Raw genomic sequence first — 19605 nt, 5'->3', positions numbered from 1 at the left:
AAGATGTGTATAGCTCATGGCGGATTCTCCTTGTAGGTGTTGTGTGGTAACTCCATTCTACACGAATCCGGCCATGGGCCATTTTTTATTTTGAACTAGGTGTCGCACTTCATATTACAATCCGTCTAATAAAAAACATTTTTTAATAAAAAGCACATATTTTTTAGGTTAGTTCGAAGTTGCTTGCAATAACTGCATGCACTTCGATTTCTATTTATTTTTGAATACGCCCCAGAAAAGTATATCGTACACGAAATCTGTCTGTCCCATTCAGCATTTCTCGGGTCCCTATATAATATCACCGCTTAGGCGGGATGTATCTTATTATCACAGAACTTCGGCTCAATTTCCACTTTTGAAGCGCCAATTTACTGTATTTACGGCAAAAAAAGACTGCAGCAGCAGTACCCTAAGGCAGCTTTTGCAGTCTTTCTTGTAAAACAATGACAAAAACGAACTATACGCGTCTGAAACGGTACATCTCGCTATGATAATCTCCCACTTTATTTCCTACGGAAATACCGGCATACATCAGGGCATCCCCGCTGTATACACCTTCTCCATCTACTGCTGCATAGTCACGTTCAGGATCAAGTCCTTTCAGCTTCAGACGCTGCAGCGGAGCATTCGGTTCGGACAGTACACGGAAGTAGAATACGACCACATCTTCACCATCGGGTGAGACAAACATCCATGCCGCTTCGTTTCCTTCAAATGGGTTCAATAGGCGATAGAATACTCCGAATTGTACGGTCTTACGAATCTCTTTGTATAAGGCAACCTGTTCCTGCACTGTTTTCTTATCGTTCTCATCAAATAACGTCAGATCCAGTTCGTATCCAAAATTACCGGACATCGCCACATGACCACGGGTCTCAAGAGAGGTATTCCGGCCAACCTGATGGTTTGGAACTGCTGAAATATGAGAACCCATGGAGCTAATCGGATAAACAAGACTTGTACCATATTGAATCTTCATACGTGATACAGCATCGGTATTATCGCTTGTCCATGTTTGCGGCATGTAGTACAGCATTCCTGGGTCAAATCTGCCTCCGCCACCGGAACAGCTTTCAAACAAAATGTGCGGGAACTTCGAAGTAATTCGCTCCATCACATCATACAAACCGAGCATATAGCGGTGAGCTGTTTCTTTCTGTTTTTTTGGCGGCAATAAAGCGGAACCGACTTCTGTCATGTTTCGATTCATATCCCATTTTACGTACGTGATTGGAGCACTTGCCAAAATATCCGATACCATACGAACGATTTCGTCTTGTACATCTTTACGGGACATATCAAGAACGAGCTGCTCTCTGCCTTCTGTACGGCGGCGATCTGGGATATGCAGGCACCAATCCGGATGATTACGGTAAAGCTCACTATCTGGTGATACCATCTCCGGTTCAAACCACAAGCCAAACTGCATACCGGACTCCGTTACACGCTGAACCAGATTATCTAACCCTTCAGGCAGTTTATTTTTATCAACAAACCAATCCCCTAATGAAGAGTTGTCACTATCCCGATGTCCAAACCAGCCATCATCAAGCACGAACAATTCAATACCAAGTTCTTTCCCTGCGCGAGCAATGTTCTCAATTTTGTCTGCTGTAAAGTTAAAATAAGTTGCTTCCCAGTTATTAACGAGAATCGGACGTTCCTGATCGCGGTGCTGTCCTCTTGCCAGACGCTCCCGGTATAATTTGTGATACGTTTGAGACATTTTGCCAAGGCCTTTGTCAGAGTAAACCATAACTACTTCCGGTGTCTGGAAAGCCTCGCCTGGCTCAAGAATCCAGCCAAATTCAAATGGATTAATACCAAGGGACAAACGTGTCGTTTGGAACTGGTCCACTTCTGCTTGTGCTATAAAATTACCACTGTATACAAGACTGAATCCATAGACTTCACCTGTATCTTCTGTTGCATTCGGACTTAAGAGCGCTGCAAACGGATTTTGCTGATGACTGCTGGAACCTCTGCGACTTTCTACACTTTGATTGCCAAAGGTAAGCGGTTTGCGGACAATATTCCGTTCTCTAATCCAAGCTCCTGAAAGCTGCAGCCACTCGTAGTTCGCATGAGGGAAATCAATACTTGCACTTAAAGCACGTACAATTTCGTTTGTAGCATCCCCTATATTGATAATTCGTGCGGAGCGTGTGATCGCATCATACTCATGAAATGCGGTATAAGTCAGCTCTAATTGGATTCCTGCTACGGAATCTTCAAGTTCCACAATGAGGGTATCCGCTTCGGTATCCTGCTCCGTATACGTCGCTGGCAGTCCCGATAATGCAGGTTTACCGCTTACAATTCGGTGATCTTTGTACAAAAATTCAGTTACCGTCGAACCGTTCGGCTGACGAAGCTGAAAAGCCGGAGAGCGGAAATCGCTCGTGCCATATACCGGATACTCCTGAGGCAAAGTATCAAAAGAGATCGTCCGGTCTTCCGGGACCGGATTCGGGCTGAACGAACAACGCTCCTCACGAACATGAATCCATGCGAAATCGTTATCGCGTAATCTTTTACCATAATATATTTGAGTCAAATGACCTGTAGGTAGTGCACGAAATACATAACTAGCACTCTTGGTTTGCAGGTGGAAAATACGTTTATCTTCGTTATAAAAAATCGCCATGTTGTGATCCACTCCCATGTCTTTTTAATAGCGCTTTCAAAAATCAAATGTAAAAATTGTTAACCCTCTTCACAGTATAGAATTGGTTGATTTTAAATGCAATGTACTATCTTCGTCTTCTGATTGCATCTTCATCTAAAATAAATACAAAAACGTTAAAAGATACACAGATGAGATATCTGAACATAGCAAAAAGAGCGAACAGTACTGCAATACTGTTCGCTCCTTATGCTCACCTAAAAATCAATTAAACCTAGGCTGATCTGTAACGATTCATTAACAAGCTTCATCGTCTCGTCATCCAGATGCGTAATCTTATCTGTAAGACGCTGCTTATCAATGGTCCGTATCTGCTCCAGAAGAACAACAGAATCCCGGTCAAAACCATGCGCTTCGGCATCAATTTCTACGTGGGTCGGCAATTTTGCCTTCTGAATCTGTGCCGTAATGGCAGCTACGATGCAGGTTGGACTAAAACGATTGCCGATATCATTCTGGATCACAAGCACCGGTCTGACTCCCCCTTGCTCGGAACCAACAACGGGTGAAAGATCCGCAAAAAATACGTCGCCGCGTTTTACGATCAATGTTTACACCCCGCTCACTAAGCGGCCCAGAGTGCTGTCTGCATCATCCTCCGCGTGAAAGGCTTCGGAAGCCATGGTCAAATTAATTTTGGCCATTTCCATGTAGCCGCGCTGCATGGTTTCTCTGATGTAACGCTTCTTGCGCTCCATCAAATACAGCTTCATAGCCTGCCTAATAAATTCACTGCGGTTCGAATTTTCCATTGCTACGATCCCATCAACTTCCTGCAAAAGATGATCTGGCAAACTGATCATAATCCGTTTGGTGTTCTGTACATTGGTCAAGTCTCTTCCACCCCCACACAAAACCTACGCCACTGTATACCAGTATAACGTTATTTCAGGAAATTTATACAAGAGGATATATATGCCCCGCGTATATCAAGTATGCATTACTCATTATAAACGGAATGAACGAATACGTACATCATCCATTTTTATAAATATCTACACAATTCGCGGGTTTTAGACGATATCCTCTTTCTTCACAGAAATTTCACGAAACTTAGGATAACAGGGCGTTAACGTGAGCGATGACTTTTCCATCCCGGATATAAATACGCGGGACACGATTTGCAATCATGCACAGAACTTCATAGTTAATCGTATCAATCTTCGATGCCAGCTCGTCGGCAGTAATGATACTGCCCATTTGCTGACCGATGAGAACAACCTCTTCACCAGCTTTAATATCTTCTTTATCCGTTAACGTTTGCAAAGACACCATACACTGATCCATACAAATGGTACCAACGACCGGGACGCGGTGGCCGCGTATTAGAACGTCTGTTTTACCGGTTAGCATCCGGGAATAGCCATCTGCATAACCGATTGGAAGGGTTCCAATCCTTTCTTCATTTGAAGAATAATACTTGGTTCCGTAACTAATGCCCCAATGTTCTGGAACATTTTTTACATAAACAATCTTTGTCTTTAGTGAAAGCACTGGGAGTAATTGCACGCTCTGCTTATCCACTTCATCCGATGGATATAGACCGTACAGGCTAATTCCTACCCGCACCATATTCAGCGAAAGAGACGGAGTATCAATAGCAGCAGCGCTGTTACCCGTATGTATGATCGGGAGCTTGTAACCTGAATCCCGCAGCGCGCTAATCACATCCATGAACCGTTGATATTGCATCAGTGTATAGTCTTTATTTTCTTCATCCGCTTTGGCAAAATGGGTATATGCCCCTTCGAGTTCTACATAGGAAAGACATGATAGGCGGCTTGCTGCCTGCTTTGCGTCTTCTGCTGTAATTATTCCAAGACGCCCCATCCCGCTGTCAATCTTAAGATGCACTTTCAGCTTGCGTATGTCTTCGGAAGGATCAAGGTTTTCGATACTTGTGATCACTTCCTCACTAAATACCGTTACCGTAATATCGTGTTGATATGCAATCTCGATCCCTTCCGGTGGTGTATATCCCAGTATAAGTATCGGTGTGTTTATCCCTGCATTACGCAGTTCTAGGGCTTCGTCAAGAAAAGCAACGTTGAGATAGTCTACTCCTATCCTTTCGAGTTCTTTCGACGTCTCTACAGCACCATGACCGTAAGCATTCGCCTTAACACAAGCACTGAATAACACATCTTTTGGCAAATTCTCGCGAAATACATTTACATTATGTCTTAAATGATCCAAGTTAATTTCAGCTTGGGTCGGGCGATACTGTCCTTCCACCCTAAGTCACCTTCCCTGATTTTAATTCCTACCTAACAATAAACTAATGGTATGCGAGAGAAACACGACTGTCAAATCCCTATAACTAAGGGATTTGATTACTCTAAGGAATAGGAAAATACATTTACTGTTATATTCGCCGCCAAACCCCATTTTGCCTACAATCTGCGGATAAAAAAGAGGCGAACAGCCGTGTAATTTACGAAAAAATACTTCGTAAATATTCGGTATCCGCCTGTCTCACCTATTATTTACCCGATTGGTCCTGCATAGAAGCGGCGATTTGTACCATTTCTGCTACAGGTAAGTTATCGCTTGTAATACGGTATTCCATTCCTTCATCAAACCATGTTAATGTCTGAGGTAATTCTGTGGTCATCATACCAATGGTGAAGCCTAAATCTACAGGTGTTGTGGCAGCATAAGAAGAGGCTCTGTCTTGAGGTCTTGCTTCAATAATGGTGTAATTATATGTTCCTTCGAACCGTAACATGACTGCATAATCATCTTCTGTTTCCATAATGGTCGGCTCGCCTTTCATGTTTACCCCGTTCGGAAGATAAGTAGGTTCAATCACGCCAAAGTCTCCAAGATCACTTGATGCTCCTTCTTCCGTAGTCGCATGATCATCCGGACTTACTTCTCCCCCGACCTCGTCACCTGGCTGCCCTAATTCAGGCTGATCGGAAACGTCCACTCCAGGATCCTGCTCTTGTGGAGCAGATACTTCTGGTGTATTCACATCTTCATTAATCGTAGGGGTGCTGCCTGCTTCAGGAGCCTGTGTCTCTCCATTTCCAGCCGACATGTTCCTCTGCATATCAAATGAATCTTTTTCAAACTTCGTACCAAATTCAAATGTATCAAATTTCACATCAACGACAACGTTAGCATTGGCATCTGATACGGCTACGTGTTTTGGTGAATAATTCTCTTTGTCCAGCCAAATCTTCTGACGAACAAGCGAATGAGTATTGTAATTCGCAGCTACGTCAAACACATAACTGTCTTCTTCGTCTGCGAATTGACGGGCATTATCGCCAATAATACTGCGGACAAGGGTCTCATATAAATAGACTTGACCCTGATCATCCGGCCAGTTGCTTTGGAACCGGAAACTTTTATTCAGGCTCGGTGTTAGAACAAATACGCCATCATCATTACGAAGCACAATTTGTGTGATGTTTTTCTTCGCGTTCGTTAATGCAATACGATAATAAGAAGGTTTTTGATGCGATACTTCTACTTTGTACTCCTGCGGTGTTTCTCCAGAATAAAGTGTCATTACACCCGAACCTTTGTAACTTTCTAGCTCTCCTACGACCTCATTCAGATCTTTTACTACTGACTCTGCATCCTTTGGTCCACAAGCCGTAAGCAGACCTGAAAAGCACAGTACCATGGCAATTATCCATGATATCCGGCGCATGACATCATCCCCTTTAACACTGTTTTCAACTGATTGATACATGTTTATGAGGGACTTGTTCGATTTATGCAGACTGGCCTGACAAGCTGGATAAACAATATTCAAATTGGAATGAACCACACAAAAAAAGCCTCAACCTTCTGCGGTAGAAAGTGAGACTTATCATGATTACATTCACTTATCCAATTCTTCTTTAGGAACAAGCTGAAAAATTTCTTCTGATTCCATGGCATCGATTAAACGGTTCAGCCACTTGTAGTAAGATACGGCTTCTTCCATCTTTTTCTTATCTCTAGAAAGAATCTCGTAAAGTTTTTCATCTTCATGATGCTCTTTTAAAAGCCTATTCAGTTCTTCGATTGCTTTTCTAAACGTAAGAAGATTACTTTCTGCTGCTTGTCTCCATTTAATGGTGAAGTAATCCATAAAGGTCTGATGCCAGTCATACTCCACTTCGTACTGATCCTTACGAGAGCCTTTACTCCATACCTTATTCACCATCTGAAGATCAAGAAGATTACGTACACTCGTGCTCATACTGGTCTTACTCATTTCCATTTCTCTTCCCATATCATCAAGCGTCATGGGTTGATTCGCGAAAAAGAGAAGTCCATATAAATGGCCCGCAGAAGAAGTGAGTCCGTACAATTCCATATTTTTACCCACGGTTTGAATGACACGCTTACGAATATTCATTATCTTTAATTGTTGTTCTTCATTTAATTGGTCCAAGCTCATGCTTGTAACCTCCCATTCTACCCTTAATCCTACTGTATAAAAATGTTCTGTCCAAATGAATAACTGAAATATTCACGGCCCAGGTCCAAATCACCAAATCATAAAAGAATTACATTAAGGACAATCTAAAAATCAAATTGCTAAATCGATGACTTTGATCACAATTTTTGTTAAATGTCATGATCTATTTTAAGAAAAGCAATATCAAAAGTAAAGATGCCTCCTACGTAGCTATTCCTCAATAAAGGAAGAATAGGCAAGAAAATATGCTTATTTTGCTAAAATTCAATTCGTACAGTTTTTACTGTACAAACTAAACATACGGAATGTACAATTGAAAGTATAGAGCCAATTTGTTACAATGGCAAAGGCAAATGTTTAAATTAAGTGAAATAAAGCTTATATCGTTATAGAAAAAGGGGTGTAAAGATAAGCATGACCATACTAGAAGTAAAAAATGTAAGTAAGCTGTTTGGTCCTAATGCTCAAGAGGGGGTTAAGCTTCTTGAACAAGGTTGGGATAAAAAGCGCTTGGCTAAAGAGAAAAATATTACGGTCGGCGTAAATCAAGTCAGTATGGAAATCAAACAGGGAGAAATCTTCGTAATTATGGGGCTCTCTGGTAGTGGTAAATCCACACTTGTACGAATGCTGAACCGCTTGATCGAACCTACTTCGGGAGAAATCCTCGTTCACGGGAAAGATCTTCGTAAAATGAATAAAGAGCAGCTGCGCAAAGTTCGCAGAGAAACCATCAGTATGGTATTTCAAAGCTTTGCTCTTCTGCCTCACCGCACGGTACTCGATAACGTCGAATATGGTTTGGAGATTCAAAAGGTAGATAAAGCGAAACGCAGAGAAAAAGCAAAAGAAGCTCTTGAGCTGGTTGGGCTTAAAGGCTGGGAAGATAAACTTCCAAGCGAACTCAGCGGCGGGATGCAGCAGCGTGTCGGTCTTGCACGTGCCCTTGCTAACGATCCAGAAGTACTGCTTATGGATGAAGCTTTTAGCGCACTTGATCCACTGATTCGCCGTGACATGCAAGATGAGCTGGTAGAGCTGCAAGATCGTATGCAAAAAACGATTATCTTTATTACGCATGACCTGGACGAAGCTCTTCGTATTGGGGACCGAATTGCGCTGATGAAAGATGGTTCTGTTGAACAAATTGGCACACCGGAAGAAATTATGATCCAGCCTGCTAACTCATTTGTTGCTCGTTTCGTCGAGGATGTGGACTTATCTAAAGTACTCACTGCTTCTCACGTTATGCTGCGACCCGAGACCATTACACTCGATCGCGGCCCTCGGGTAGCACTTGAGCTGATGCGTGAACGCGGTATATCTAATCTATTTGTCATCGATCGTACTAAAAAACTGCTCGGTGTTATAACAGCGGAAGATGCTGTTCGGGCCTTTAAAGACGGAAAAACATTACAAGATATTCTCATTACAGACGGACCTCAAGTACCGCCTGAAACGATGATGAATGATCTGTTTGAAATTACAAGCTCTGCCAAAGTTCCTGTAGCCGTAGTAGGCGACAATGGAAGAATCGTAGGCGTTATCGTAAGAGGCGCACTGCTCGGAGCCCTTGGCGGCGAAGTTACAACGAAGGAGGAACCATCTCATGCCGAAGTTACCCATAGCTGAGTGGACAGATGCCGCAGTTAATTGGCTAAATGACTCACTCTCCGGATTCTTCGGCGTCATTTCGACTATTATCGAAAGTGTCGTCGGATTTTTCTCGGGGCTGTTTATGCTGCCCCACCCTTTTCTTTTTATTATCATTTTTGGTGTACTTGCTTATATCCTTGGAAAATGGAAACTTACCGCATTCACGGTAATTGGCTTCCTGCTCATCTATAACCTAGGTTACTGGACGCAGTCCATGGATACACTGGGACTCGTCGTAACGTCAGGGATTGTATCCGTCGTGATCGGTGTACCCCTTGGTATTCTGTCGGCGTACAGCCGCAGCGTGGAAAGAGTGGTTACTCCGATTCTCGATCTAATGCAGACAATGCCTGCGTTCGTATACCTGCTTCCAGCCGTTACTTTCTTTAGTTTGGGTGTTGTACCGGGTGTTATTGCATCCGTTATATTCTCAATCCCGCCAACCATTCGTATGACGCATCTTGGTATCCGCCAAGTGTCTACGGAACTTGTCGAAGCGGCTGACGCTTTTGGTTCAACTTCGGCTCAAAAGCTATTTAAAGTACAGCTTCCGCTAGCCATGCCAACACTAATGAGTGGTGTTAACCAAACCATTATGTTGTCATTATCCATGGTCGTTATCGCGTCAATGATTGGGGCACAAGGTATTGGTGCTGAAGTATACCGTGCAGTAGGACAACTTCAGATTGGTAAAGGATTTGAAGCAGGGCTCGTCGTTGTTGTACTCGCAATTGTGCTCGACCGTTTCTCGCAAAATCTGGTAGGTAAGCCAGGGAAGAAAAAAAGCACCCGCTTTACTTCAAAGCAGCGGATCTGGATGATCTCGGCCGCTACAGCTATTGTACTTATCGCTGGTTTTTCTCAGTATTTTGTAGGTAATAATGCTGCTGATGGTGCTGGCAACGCAGTTGGCCAAGAAGTAAATTATCAGATTGTGGGTATTGACCCTGGTGCCGGTATCATGACTTCTACGAAACAAGCACTGGAAGATTATGATCTGACAGATTGGACGCTTGTGGAAGGTTCCAGTTCTGCGATGACAGCGATGCTGGAGAAAGCACTGAAGAATGAAGATCCTATTATCATAACGGGCTGGACTCCGCACTGGATGTTCAACAAATATGATCTAAAATTCCTTGAAGATCCGCTTAAATCCTATGGAGAAGCCGAAGAAATTCGTACGATTGTCCGTAAAGGACTTAAAGAAGATCATCCGACAGCCTACGAGTTCTTGGATCGCTTCAACTGGACGGCTGAAGAGATGGCTGAAATGATGATTGCTATTCAGGACGGCGCGGATCCACAGCAAGCAGCAAAAGAATGGGCGGAAGCTCATAAAGACAAAGTCGCTGAGTGGACAGAAGGTCTTCGCTCTTCGAATGGTGAGACTTTGAAACTTAGCTATGTATCTTGGGACTCTGAAATCGCAAGTACAAATCTCGCGGAATATGTCCTCGAGAATGAGCTGGGTTACAATGTAACTTCACTCCAAGTAGAAATGGGCCCTATGTGGACTGGTGTCGCAGCAGGCGATGTGGATGCTACCCTTGCAGCATGGATGCCTGTCACTTCCGCAGCATACTACGATCGTTACATTGACAAAGTCGAAGATGTTGGTGTGAATATGGAAGGTGCAAGAACAGGACTTACTGTTCCAGCTTACATGGATATTGACTCCATTGAAGATCTGAAATAATCTGTTCTATTCATAAAAGAGTTTTTCAACAAAAAACCGTAACCCTGCTCTGCTGGGTTACGGTTTTTTATGATTTTACCTCGCTTCGGCATCCGTCCGTGACCCTAGTTTTTTCTTCCAATACTGCGCGTCTGTTTAACCACCTGATGTCCATATACGGAGAAAGAACCGGCCAGAATCCCCTGCACGACTGAATCCGCCGACCATCCCAGCATCCAGATCGTAAGGAGTACAGCAACAATAACAACGACATATACAATGGTCCAATCCGGTATAGCCGGGGTTGATTTAAGAATAAATCCCACGACCCAGCAAGCGGCTACTACCCCAACTAGACGCGGGTCAATAAGCTCCCAGATCACACTCCATTCCACCTCTCCCACTCTCCTCTTTTCTGCATTTTCAGATATAAGGTTATGTATGCAGAATAGTGGACGAACAGTACATGCAGTAGTAATGTTTACACATAAAAAAGCCATCCCTTCATCCGAAGATAAAGGAATGGCTGAGAACTAGGCAGAAACTTAACCGAAGAATTTAATGCGTTCATCCAGCGGTTTGAATTCTTTGTCGCCAGCTGGTTGTGCAATACCACCAAACGGCATTTGAGCGCGAAGTTTCCAAGATTCAGGAACGTTCCACTCGTTAGCAATTCTTTCGTCAACCAGTGGGTTATAGTGTTGCAGAGAAGCGCCGATTCCTTCTGTAGCAAGACCAGTCCATACTGCAAATTGGTGCATACCAGCTGTTTGTTCAGACCAGATAGGGAAGTTATCTGCATAAGCAGGGAATGCTTCTTGTAAGCCGCCTACAACAGCTTGATCTTCAAAGAACAATACGGTACCATAAGCACCTTTAAACATATCCATTTTCTGCTGTGTTCCGGAGAAGTCTGCATCGCCCATAACTGCTTTCAGTACTTCTGTTGTCATGTCCCACAGTTTTTCATGCTCGCCTTTGAAAAGAACAACAACGCGAGTGGTTTGAGAGTTGAATGCGGATGGTACGTGTTTTACTGCATGCTCCACGATTTCTTTAATACGATCGTCGGACACCTTTACTTCTTTGTTAAGTGCATATACGGAACGGCGTGTTTCTACTGCTTCAAAAAAATTCATAATAAATTTCCTCCTATTAATTGAATATAATGTATTTATATTTTTCAAAGGATACCTTTATTATTTCATCGGCTCATTTCGAGTTTGACCGAAATAATAAAGGTTACTGCAAAGTTTTATCAACTCTATTCGAGATTGACCAAATTCTTTGCAGGTACCTGCAAAATTTATATCGATTCTCCAACGATAGAATTTTGCAGGTTACCTTTAATATTTCATCAACTCATTTCGAGTTTGACCGAAATAATAAAGATTACTCCTTATTGAAAACTTTATCGCTACGCATCGTGTCGATCGGGCGAACATCTTGCTCAATCTGCTCACGATGTGGTTCCAAGAATGGCGGCAGAGACAATTTCTCTCCCAGCGTTTCATAAGGTTCATCCCCCATAAAACCAGGGCCATCTGTTGCAAACTCAAACAAAATTTGCGGAGTGACTCTTGCATACAAGGATTCAAAGAAGTGACGATCTACATAACCTGAAGTAGTAAAGCCGAAGCTTTCCATACGAGATGTCCACTCATCAAGTACAGCTCGGTTCTCAACCCGGAATGCAGCATGGTGAACCGTACCGTAACCTTGACGAGCTGGCGGGAGTTCCGTGTTGTCTTCAACGACAACCTGTGCTCCGTTTCCGCCCTCTCCTCCTTCAAACAAATGAAGATTTCCTTCCTGTGCAATTTCTTTGAACAAAAGCACTCTCTCCATCAATTCTTTGAAATAATCAAACTGAGAGAAGCGAACAAAGATAGGACCGAGGCCTGTAATCGCATATTCTAGTGGGATCGGACCTTTTTGCCATGGCGTTCCGGATGGAACCCCTTTGTTCAACTCATCTGAGATCAATTGATATTGCTGATCATCAAAGTCGACAAAAGACAATGTTTTCTTCCCAAATAGCTCTTGTATGCCAGAATGACTTACTCCTAGACGATCAAAACGCTCTTTCCAATAATCAATCGCTTTGTCCGTAGGAACACGGAAAGAAGATTTGTAGATCTCATCATTACCATGGGTCCCTTTCGGAATACCAGGAAAATCAAAAAATGTCATATCTGTACCTGCACTGCCTTTATCATCCGCAAAGAACAAATGATAAGTCTGAATATCATCTTGGTTTACCGTTTTTTTCACAAGTCTCATACCGAGGACATAAGTGAAAAACTCATAATTTTTTTCAGCGTTGCTCGTAATTGCGGTTACGTGGTGAATTCCTTTTAAATGGTTCATTATTTATCCCTGCCTTCTAAATTACCTTTAATTAAAGTATTACAAATTTAAGATATGTAGTTAAAAATCAAATCCCATATGTTCGACGAAGTAATAACGAATGGCTTCTTTATTTTCTAATGAAAATGAGCTGCATTCCATATCTCTAACATTCAGGGATTCTATTCATTCATGCCTTTTGGCAATTCATAGCTTGATGTTTGTAACTTACTTTTTCTCAATCGCTTAACTAAAGTTTATTACTAATCAAGATGAAAGTCAACCTTTTTCGCAAAATAGATCGGGATCATTCCCCTTCTATATGGATCTTTATTTTCTCCCTTCTTATCATTACACCAATCTGAGTCACTTCATTCACTTCCCCATGAATTTGTTTCTATTGATATTTCTTTCATATCACAGCTAATTGATATATTCATAGATTCTCGATGGATTCTCTTCATTTTTAATAGATTCGTCTAGCACACTTCTTCCTCTAGTAGCATTTAATATAGAATACTAGAAGAAAAGAGGTGATTAAATGACTAGTATAAAAGCTACTAGACAACCTGACCTTGTATTAATTACTTGGGCAAGTAACCCTCTATTCCCAGGCTCTCCAAAGAAAATCGTTTCCGTACGTGTCATTGGGAGTACTAAACCTTGTAAACATGGTTTAAAACACAATGCATGGATTGGTACCTCATTAGCTTGTATGTTAGATAAGCATGTCGGCTTCAAGATCATCTTCAAAAAAAGAACATCGGCAATCAGCGGGGTCGTGTTATTGCAACGCTACTAATTTAAGTATATTTGGTAAGAAAGAGAGTAGAGATTTCTTCTGCTCTCTTTTATATGAAACTAGCATTTGTTTTATATTCTCTGAAAAATAAAATGGAAAAAGAAATGTACCCTAAGCAACTTGAACAAAAAGGTCCTGAACAGTGATCGATCACTGTTCAGGACCTTTTACTTTATACCACATCTCTAACTCATTTATATCTCACTTCTAACTCATCTTACCTACTACTTTAACTCTAAGTCTGGTTGCATTCTCTGGATGATAGGCCAGCGGTGTCTCTTCCACTTCAACCAGTTCAATTGTAGCAGGATCAGCCCCTGCGAGTACCGCCTGGTTCACAGCCTTTTCCTTCGCATCTTCAAGCGACTCCTCACGCGGCTCACGAGAGTAAATATAGATTTGTTCGTACTGTCCACTGATTTGGGCGATGGATGCACCAATGGCGTTGGCAACGCCCCCGTTCTCCGTTTTAATGATGCTGGATACACCGGGAATCTGATCCGGGATAATCACACTGCCGCCGCCTACAAGTACAATCTGTACATCTTCGGACGAAGTTTTCATCTTATCGATCGCTTTTTCAATGATTGAAGAAATTTCAACTTGGACTTGTTTTGCAAAATCCTCATCAATGTGACGAACTAAACTCTTATCGCCGAGATCCGCGAGTCCAAGACGAACCGCAATATCAGTAGTAGTTAAGGTATTTCCGCCAAAGACAAGTGCTTCTTCACTAATTCGATAACCCACACTATCAGGTCCAACCGTAATCTTGCCATTATCCGTACGAACGATACTTCCGCCGCCAAGCCCTACAGAGATAATATCCGGCATTCTAAAGTTCGTCCGAATATCCCCTACTTCAACCGCTACTGAGGATTCCCTTGGGAATCCATCTTGCAAGACACCGATATCCGAGGTCGTTCCACCGACATCAATGACCATCGTATCTTTAATATTGGCTAAATAGGAAGCTCCCCGGATACTATTTGTTGGTCCGCATGCAATAGTGAGAATAGGAAAATGTTTAGCGTAATCAATCGACATGAGCGTTCCGTCATTTTGACATAAGTACACTTCTGCCCCTTCAATTCCCTCTTCTTCAAGCGCATGAACAAATCCTGTCGTCGTCACCTCAATCACTTTGCACAAGGCTGCATTTAGTATGGTAGCATTCTCACGTTCAATCAGGCCGACAGATCCGATCAAAGAAGAGCAAGATACGGGATAAGCTTCGCCGTACTCCTCCCAGATCCACTCCCGAACTTTCAGTTCCTGATCATTCTTAATAGAGGAAAAAACGCCAATAATCGCAATCGATTCTACTTTATCTCGCCACTCGTTTAAAAGAGCTTTAACTTCCTGTTCATCCAGCTCACTCAATAATTGTCCATCATATTCATAACCGCCATGAAGTAAAGCGTAGCTACCTGACAGCTTCTCCACCATATCTTTCGGCCAAGCCGTATACGGAGGAACGGAAGCAGTAGCCGGAAATCCTAAACGAATGACGCCGACTTTAGCTAATTTTTTGCGTTCCACGATCGCATTCGTACACTGTGTTGTTCCAAGCATCGCATGCGTAATCTTGGTTTTATCAATGCCTGCACCTTGTAACACGTTCCGCAGCGAGGTTTCTATCCCTGTTTTAATATCAAGAGTAGTTGGAGATTTCACACTATGAACCAGATGATTATGCTCATCCAAAATAATAGCATCTGTATTCGTACCGCCTACATCGATTCCAATTCTATACATGTGCAGCCACCGCCTTACTCACCAGTTCCTCAATGGGAACATAATCATAGTCATATCCGAAATATCTCGGTCCTGCTGTTTCAATTCCTTTTTCTGTTCTCCATTTCGGATGCGCTGGCAGCCCGATAACACGTACACGTTTTCCATATTTCAAACTTTCTGTCGTAACCGGCAATAACGTTTCATAGTCAACCAGACAGATTAAATCAGGGGTAATGGCTACGACCTGACCATTCTTCTCGGCAAGTAGATTTTCATTTTGAAAATGAACCTTCATCTGCTCCTCTTTATGAGCTTCGATCCCTTCCAGATTCATTCTTCCTAAGTTAAAACCACCTTTAGTTTCTCTGATGACGTCGGTAATCTTCCCTTGGAATAGTTCATAACCTGAGGTCAGTTGTAACAGCTGCTCAAGCTTATCTTTGGGATCTCTATTCTTTGATGAAATAATCTCGCCAATTCTTTCAGACAAAGTCACAATATGATGGACACCGCTGTTTTTAAGCTGCGCACCTGTCGTTGGATAGAGGCTTACGAGAGCACTAGCCCCCATCTCGACTGTCGCTGTCCGTGCTAACCTTTCGGTCCATTTATTGTCGATCGTCTCGAAAATACCGACATTTCCTTTTTCATCGGTGATCGCCATCGGTGTAGCTGAAATACCGTCGAGGTTAAACGTCACCATCTGAAGTTCAGGGAATGCCCTGCCCATGCCGTCGCAATCAATCAGCGGTAAGCCGAGCTGCGCCGCAACAACGATAGGAATCATGGAATTGACTCCCCCTGCTTCCATTGGGTACGTTCCTGTTATTTTTTCTCTGCCTACATATTTAGCGAGCTTCTGAAACACCTTAACGAACTCATCGCCTTTTGGAAATTTTTCAACGAGCACGGAAGGTGCACCCATCATCGCAGCAGGAATGAAAAAGTCTTCATCCTCAATTTCATCTACAGAATATAACCTTACGGGTCCGTGTTTCTCGATCGCCGAAAGAGCCATAAGTTTACCGATATAAGGGTCTCCCCCTCCACCTGTTCCTAAAAATGCAGCACCTACCGCAATATGTTCAATCGCGCTTTTATCTAAATATCTCATCTATTTCCCTCCAGTATGGCAGTTTTTGAAGCTGTAAATCGGTAGCCGACTACATATATAACAAATGAAATGATGATACCAAGCAGAGGCTGGTTCGATACCTCAGGCAAACTTGGGAAAAAGGAAAATACGACAGGAATACAAGCAATGATCGAACCAACAAGCCAGGACACTACGCCCAGCATATTAACCCCTTCTGTTTCTTGCCAGCTATTTTTATCCCCTTTGTTCATCACCCAATAGGATGCAATCATGACCCCCGCTACAGGCGGAACCATCGCTGAAAATACCGACATCACCGGTGTGAAAAAATTCAAAATGCCGATGACTGCAAGGATTGTCCCAATTAGTCCAGCAACCCCAACTGTCCATTTTTCTTTATCTTTGGAGACTGAAAATACATTCGTCAGGGCAAATCCCCCAGAGATGGCATTGATCATATTTGTTTTCCATGCGGCTAGAATTAACACCACACCCCCGATAAACGGAGTCGTAATATTCAAAAAGACAGCCGTAACATCACTTGTTTGATAAGCAATCGTTAAAACAGCACCTACACTGATCATGAGTACACCAGATGGGATGATTCCAAAAATGGCCGCTTTTAACACGTCAGAACGCTTCCGTGAAAACTGCGAATAGTCGCCTGCAATTACGGCTCCAAGTGCAAATGAACCGATCGTTACAGCAAGTCCATCCATGAATTTCATTTGTCCTTCAGGCTCATAGTTACTAATGAGCTGCCAAGAGTCCCCTGTGAATGCTTGAACCAATCCCATAATGCAGATTACAACGAGTAAAGGAACGGCAATATAACTAAGTACACGAAGCACTTTGATTCCATACATTGCGGAAATAACCATCACGATACCACTGATTAAAGAGGCTGCTGGAACAGGAATGCTCATTCCAAACTCTCCTAGCAAATTGGCCAGCGCTGCCCCGCATACATTGGCCTGAATCCCAAACCAACCGAGACAGGCAATCGTGAGAATAATAGATAAAATGGTCCTAGAACCTTTTTTACCAAACACTTGTCCTGCGACTTGAACTGTTGTCTTTCCTAAATCCGTACTTTGGATCCCTTGAAGGATCATAATGGCAACAATAATGGCGTAACCAATGAATGCAATCAGCAGGGTTTTCGGTAAGCTCATTCCCGATATGAGCGTATTTCCTACCAAAATACCAGGTATGCTGATCATCGCCCCTGCCCACACCATTGCCAGAGTGAACCAAGATTGCTGTTCTCCATCCTTTCTCATGTAACCTCTCCCCTAACTCGTAAATGATTTTTCTTATTATAGAAGGAACGATGACAGAACGTCTTTTTCAAAAATAAAAAAAAGACCCGTAATTTTTGTCTTTTTCGACAAAAGTTACGGACCATGCTAGCTATGAATTAATCGGTAAATCATACAAGCGATGTACACATCATAAAATTCCGAATGGACGGTTACATCATAGCCGATGAGCTCGCTGATTTTTTTCATGCGATATTTTACTGTGTTTTTATGAACGAACAGCCGTTTTCCGCAGTCATCAAAACTCCCTTTTGAATCAAGCAGAAAGGTCAAGAGAGTCCTCAGCGAGTCAGGATCGCCTAGAATGGGTTCGATGACAGACATCCACTCTTCAATCACTTCTTCTCCTTGTACACTGAGGTCCACAGCCCGCTTTATTGTACGCATCTCTGCTGCCGTATATAATTTACGCTCTTCATAGATGAGGTGGACTTTCTGGCCCACACTGTTTACAAGCTGATACATACGCCGCACGTCCTGCGTGTTTCTCATTCGGGGAGCGTACACCATTTCGGATATATTGGAGGCGAAATGCGCCGTGTCCATGTACTCCGCAGCAATTTCATACTCACTGTAATTGTAAGAGCAGTTTCCCAAGAGGACGATAATACAATGATCGATGATTTGAATGACCGCTGTCTTATAATATTTGAATAAATGCTCTTCAAGTTCTTCGCGAATTTGTTTCTCTGCGGACAGATCCTGGATATACACTAACCACAGCATTTGAATCGCAGAGACATCAATATGGAGGAGATGAGCCAGTCTCCGCATTTTTTCACTCTCATCATTAATAATTGCTTTGACCAAGGCATACTCGCTGACCTCATTATGCTTGTCTCCCCACAAATTCATCGCTACCTGCACAACTTCACTTGTTTTCTCGATGGTCTTTGCGGGTAATTTCGAATTCTCTTTAATCAGAAAAAGATACAGCAACTCTCCATTTTTTTGATGTATACTTTTCCCTTCTACAAAACAGGCAGGATGAAGCTCTGCTTGTCCCTTTACTCCATTCATCAAATAAGGGGCATATTCCTCAATAATTTGGGATACATCCAGCGTTGAATTACGGGGCCACATCACTTGATTTACAATTTCCATATGTGTATTCGTCAACACGATATTCGCTTTCAGCCGATCCGATAAAAATTTCAGTGTAATTTCTACGCTCTGAGAATGTTCTGGCAAAAGTGATACTTTTTCTAATGATTCATTTACAAAATTATCATTGATGGTTTGATTCTGCAGTACAATTGCTTCCATCACTTCATAGATCACTTCGTTATAACGCAGCGTATAGTCATTTTCCGGCATACAAATGATAATGAAATTTTTAGACTCTGCTAATTGCAGCACCTCTTCGGCCACTTCCGGAATAATGATTCCTACATAATATAGAATGAGTCCCACTTCACCCAGATCGTGGAGATACTGAATGGTCTCACACTGTTTTTCCACACTATCTCGAATGGAGAAAAAAGAGCTGATGACAATCTCCTCTGCATAATATTCTTCTTGAATGGCGTTTACGATTTGAGAGGAGTAATCAGCGTTTGCAACTTCAAGTACGGATAAAGAGGAAACCGTACGTTGAAGATTATTTTTGCCAGTCAGCACCTTGGCTCCTCGAAAGGAAGGCAATTGCAGCATATCTTTAACGGTTATCCCCATGTAGATCACCACTTCTTCTCTGTTTTTCTTCGTTGTCTGACGAATATATTTTCACTATTTTATTTCATCTGGGTCTGTTGTGCTATGGAGCCTCCATCCATCCTACCCAGAAAAAGAAAGAAGCCCCTCAAAAGTTCATAGAACTGATCAGGCGCTTCTCCTCGGTTGCTTATAATGAATGA

The 19605-nt window shown here is 42.6% G+C and carries 16 protein-coding genes; 3 read left to right on the top strand and 13 right to left on the bottom strand.

From position 1 onward, the window contains the following. Positions 1–457: 457 nt before the first annotated feature. The 6 genes from KJS58_RS13205 to KJS58_RS13180 all read right to left on the bottom strand — a co-directional run bounded on the left by KJS58_RS13205 (position 458) and on the right by KJS58_RS13180 (position 7088). A complete protein-coding gene (locus KJS58_RS13205; RefSeq protein WP_213532947.1) occupies positions 458–2647 on the bottom strand; it encodes an alpha-galactosidase in 2190 nt (729 codons plus the stop codon). Between the two features lie 236 nt (positions 2648–2883). After that, the gene (locus KJS58_RS13200; protein ID WP_160032284.1) at positions 2884–3234 is read right to left on the bottom strand and encodes a type II toxin-antitoxin system PemK/MazF family toxin; all 351 of its coding nucleotides are present in this window, start codon (positions 3232–3234) and stop codon (positions 2884–2886) included. A gap of 3 nt (positions 3235–3237) precedes the next feature. Then, positions 3238–3519 carry a CopG family ribbon-helix-helix protein gene (locus KJS58_RS13195; protein ID WP_160032285.1) on the bottom strand — a complete coding sequence of 94 codons (282 nt, stop codon included), beginning with the start codon at positions 3517–3519 and terminating at the stop codon, positions 3238–3240. Between the two features lie 220 nt (positions 3520–3739). Beyond that, a complete protein-coding gene (gene alr, locus KJS58_RS13190) occupies positions 3740–4921 on the bottom strand; it encodes an alanine racemase (protein WP_213532946.1) in 1182 nt (393 codons plus the stop codon). A 247-nt stretch (positions 4922–5168) separates the two neighbouring features. Further along, positions 5169–6350, bottom strand: a complete 1182-nt coding sequence (locus KJS58_RS13185) for a LolA family protein (protein WP_213532956.1) — start codon at positions 6348–6350, stop codon at positions 5169–5171. 174 nt (positions 6351–6524) lie between these two features. Next, complete coding sequence (locus tag KJS58_RS13180) at positions 6525–7088, bottom strand: GbsR/MarR family transcriptional regulator (protein WP_213532945.1); 564 nt, start codon at positions 7086–7088, stop codon at positions 6525–6527. A 435-nt stretch (positions 7089–7523) separates the two neighbouring features. Between KJS58_RS13180 and KJS58_RS13175 the strand changes: the two genes are divergently transcribed. Together KJS58_RS13175 and KJS58_RS13170 are read left to right on the top strand one after the other, a co-directional pair. Then, the gene (locus tag KJS58_RS13175) at positions 7524–8741 is read left to right on the top strand and encodes a quaternary amine ABC transporter ATP-binding protein (RefSeq protein WP_213532944.1); all 1218 of its coding nucleotides are present in this window, start codon (positions 7524–7526) and stop codon (positions 8739–8741) included. Next, the gene (locus KJS58_RS13170) at positions 8719–10461 is read left to right on the top strand and encodes a glycine betaine ABC transporter substrate-binding protein (protein ID WP_213532943.1); all 1743 of its coding nucleotides are present in this window, start codon (positions 8719–8721) and stop codon (positions 10459–10461) included. Before KJS58_RS13175 ends, KJS58_RS13170 begins: the two co-directional genes overlap by 23 nt. A gap of 104 nt (positions 10462–10565) precedes the next feature. On the opposite strand, the gene KJS58_RS13165 is transcribed toward KJS58_RS13170, so the two are convergent. The 3 genes from KJS58_RS13165 to KJS58_RS13155 all read right to left on the bottom strand — a co-directional run bounded on the left by KJS58_RS13165 (position 10566) and on the right by KJS58_RS13155 (position 12810). Further along, on the bottom strand, positions 10566–10835 hold the full coding sequence (locus tag KJS58_RS13165; protein WP_213532942.1) for a phage holin family protein: 270 nt from the start codon (positions 10833–10835) through the stop codon (positions 10566–10568). A gap of 150 nt (positions 10836–10985) precedes the next feature. Further along, positions 10986–11579: a nitroreductase family protein gene (locus KJS58_RS13160; RefSeq protein ID WP_213532941.1), complete on the bottom strand. Its 594-nt coding sequence runs from the start codon at positions 11577–11579 to the stop codon at positions 10986–10988. A 253-nt stretch (positions 11580–11832) separates the two neighbouring features. Continuing rightward, positions 11833–12810: a ring-cleaving dioxygenase gene (locus KJS58_RS13155; RefSeq protein ID WP_213532940.1), complete on the bottom strand. Its 978-nt coding sequence runs from the start codon at positions 12808–12810 to the stop codon at positions 11833–11835. Between the two features lie 520 nt (positions 12811–13330). On the opposite strand from KJS58_RS13155, the gene KJS58_RS13150 reads away from it, so the two are divergent. Continuing rightward, positions 13331–13591, top strand: a complete 261-nt coding sequence (locus KJS58_RS13150) for a hypothetical protein (protein WP_213532939.1) — start codon at positions 13331–13333, stop codon at positions 13589–13591. Between the two features lie 207 nt (positions 13592–13798). On the opposite strand, the gene KJS58_RS13145 is transcribed toward KJS58_RS13150, so the two are convergent. The 4 genes from KJS58_RS13145 to KJS58_RS13130 form a co-directional block, all read right to left on the bottom strand. Then, positions 13799–15349, bottom strand: a complete 1551-nt coding sequence (locus tag KJS58_RS13145; RefSeq protein WP_213532938.1) for a hydantoinase/oxoprolinase N-terminal domain-containing protein — start codon at positions 15347–15349, stop codon at positions 13799–13801. Further along, entirely contained in the window at positions 15342–16445 is a 1104-nt protein-coding gene (locus tag KJS58_RS13140) for an S-methyl thiohydantoin desulfurase family protein (protein ID WP_213532937.1), read from the bottom strand. Before KJS58_RS13140 ends, KJS58_RS13145 begins: the two co-directional genes overlap by 8 nt. Then, complete coding sequence (locus tag KJS58_RS13135; protein ID WP_213532936.1) at positions 16442–17710, bottom strand: cytosine permease; 1269 nt, start codon at positions 17708–17710, stop codon at positions 16442–16444. The genes KJS58_RS13140 and KJS58_RS13135 overlap by 4 nt, the downstream gene beginning before the upstream one ends. A 126-nt stretch (positions 17711–17836) precedes the next feature. Next, positions 17837–19423 (bottom strand): PucR family transcriptional regulator, encoded by a 1587-nt coding sequence (locus KJS58_RS13130; RefSeq protein ID WP_249717251.1) that lies wholly within the window; start codon positions 19421–19423, stop codon positions 17837–17839. Between the last annotated feature and the right edge of the window lie 182 nt (positions 19424–19605).

Source organism: Paenibacillus sp. J45TS6, from assembly GCF_018403285.1.
Classification (GTDB): domain Bacteria; phylum Bacillota; class Bacilli; order Paenibacillales; family Paenibacillaceae; genus Paenibacillus.
Note: the sequence above shows the minus strand (reverse complement) of the source record. Positions and strands in the feature narration are given on the sequence as shown.

Coding starts and splice junctions, on each gene's coding strand:
- KJS58_RS13205 (WP_213532947.1), bottom strand. CDS start 2,647: ATGGCGATTTTTTATAACGAAGATAAACGTATTTTCCACCTGCAAACC.
- KJS58_RS13185 (WP_213532956.1), bottom strand. CDS start 6,350: ATGCGCCGGATATCATGGATAATTGCCATGGTACTGTGCTTTTCAGGT.
- KJS58_RS13180 (WP_213532945.1), bottom strand. CDS start 7,088: ATGAGCTTGGACCAATTAAATGAAGAACAACAATTAAAGATAATGAAT.
- KJS58_RS13175 (WP_213532944.1), top strand. CDS start 7,524: ATGACCATACTAGAAGTAAAAAATGTAAGTAAGCTGTTTGGTCCTAAT.
- KJS58_RS13170 (WP_213532943.1), top strand. CDS start 8,719: ATGCCGAAGTTACCCATAGCTGAGTGGACAGATGCCGCAGTTAATTGG.
- KJS58_RS13160 (WP_213532941.1), bottom strand. CDS start 11,579: ATGAATTTTTTTGAAGCAGTAGAAACACGCCGTTCCGTATATGCACTT.
- KJS58_RS13155 (WP_213532940.1), bottom strand. CDS start 12,810: ATGAACCATTTAAAAGGAATTCACCACGTAACCGCAATTACGAGCAAC.
- KJS58_RS13150 (WP_213532939.1), top strand. CDS start 13,331: ATGACTAGTATAAAAGCTACTAGACAACCTGACCTTGTATTAATTACT.
- KJS58_RS13145 (WP_213532938.1), bottom strand. CDS start 15,349: ATGTATAGAATTGGAATCGATGTAGGCGGTACGAATACAGATGCTATT.
- KJS58_RS13140 (WP_213532937.1), bottom strand. CDS start 16,445: ATGAGATATTTAGATAAAAGCGCGATTGAACATATTGCGGTAGGTGCT.
- KJS58_RS13135 (WP_213532936.1), bottom strand. CDS start 17,710: ATGAGAAAGGATGGAGAACAGCAATCTTGGTTCACTCTGGCAATGGTG.
- KJS58_RS13130 (WP_249717251.1), bottom strand. CDS start 19,423: ATGGGGATAACCGTTAAAGATATGCTGCAATTGCCTTCCTTTCGAGGA.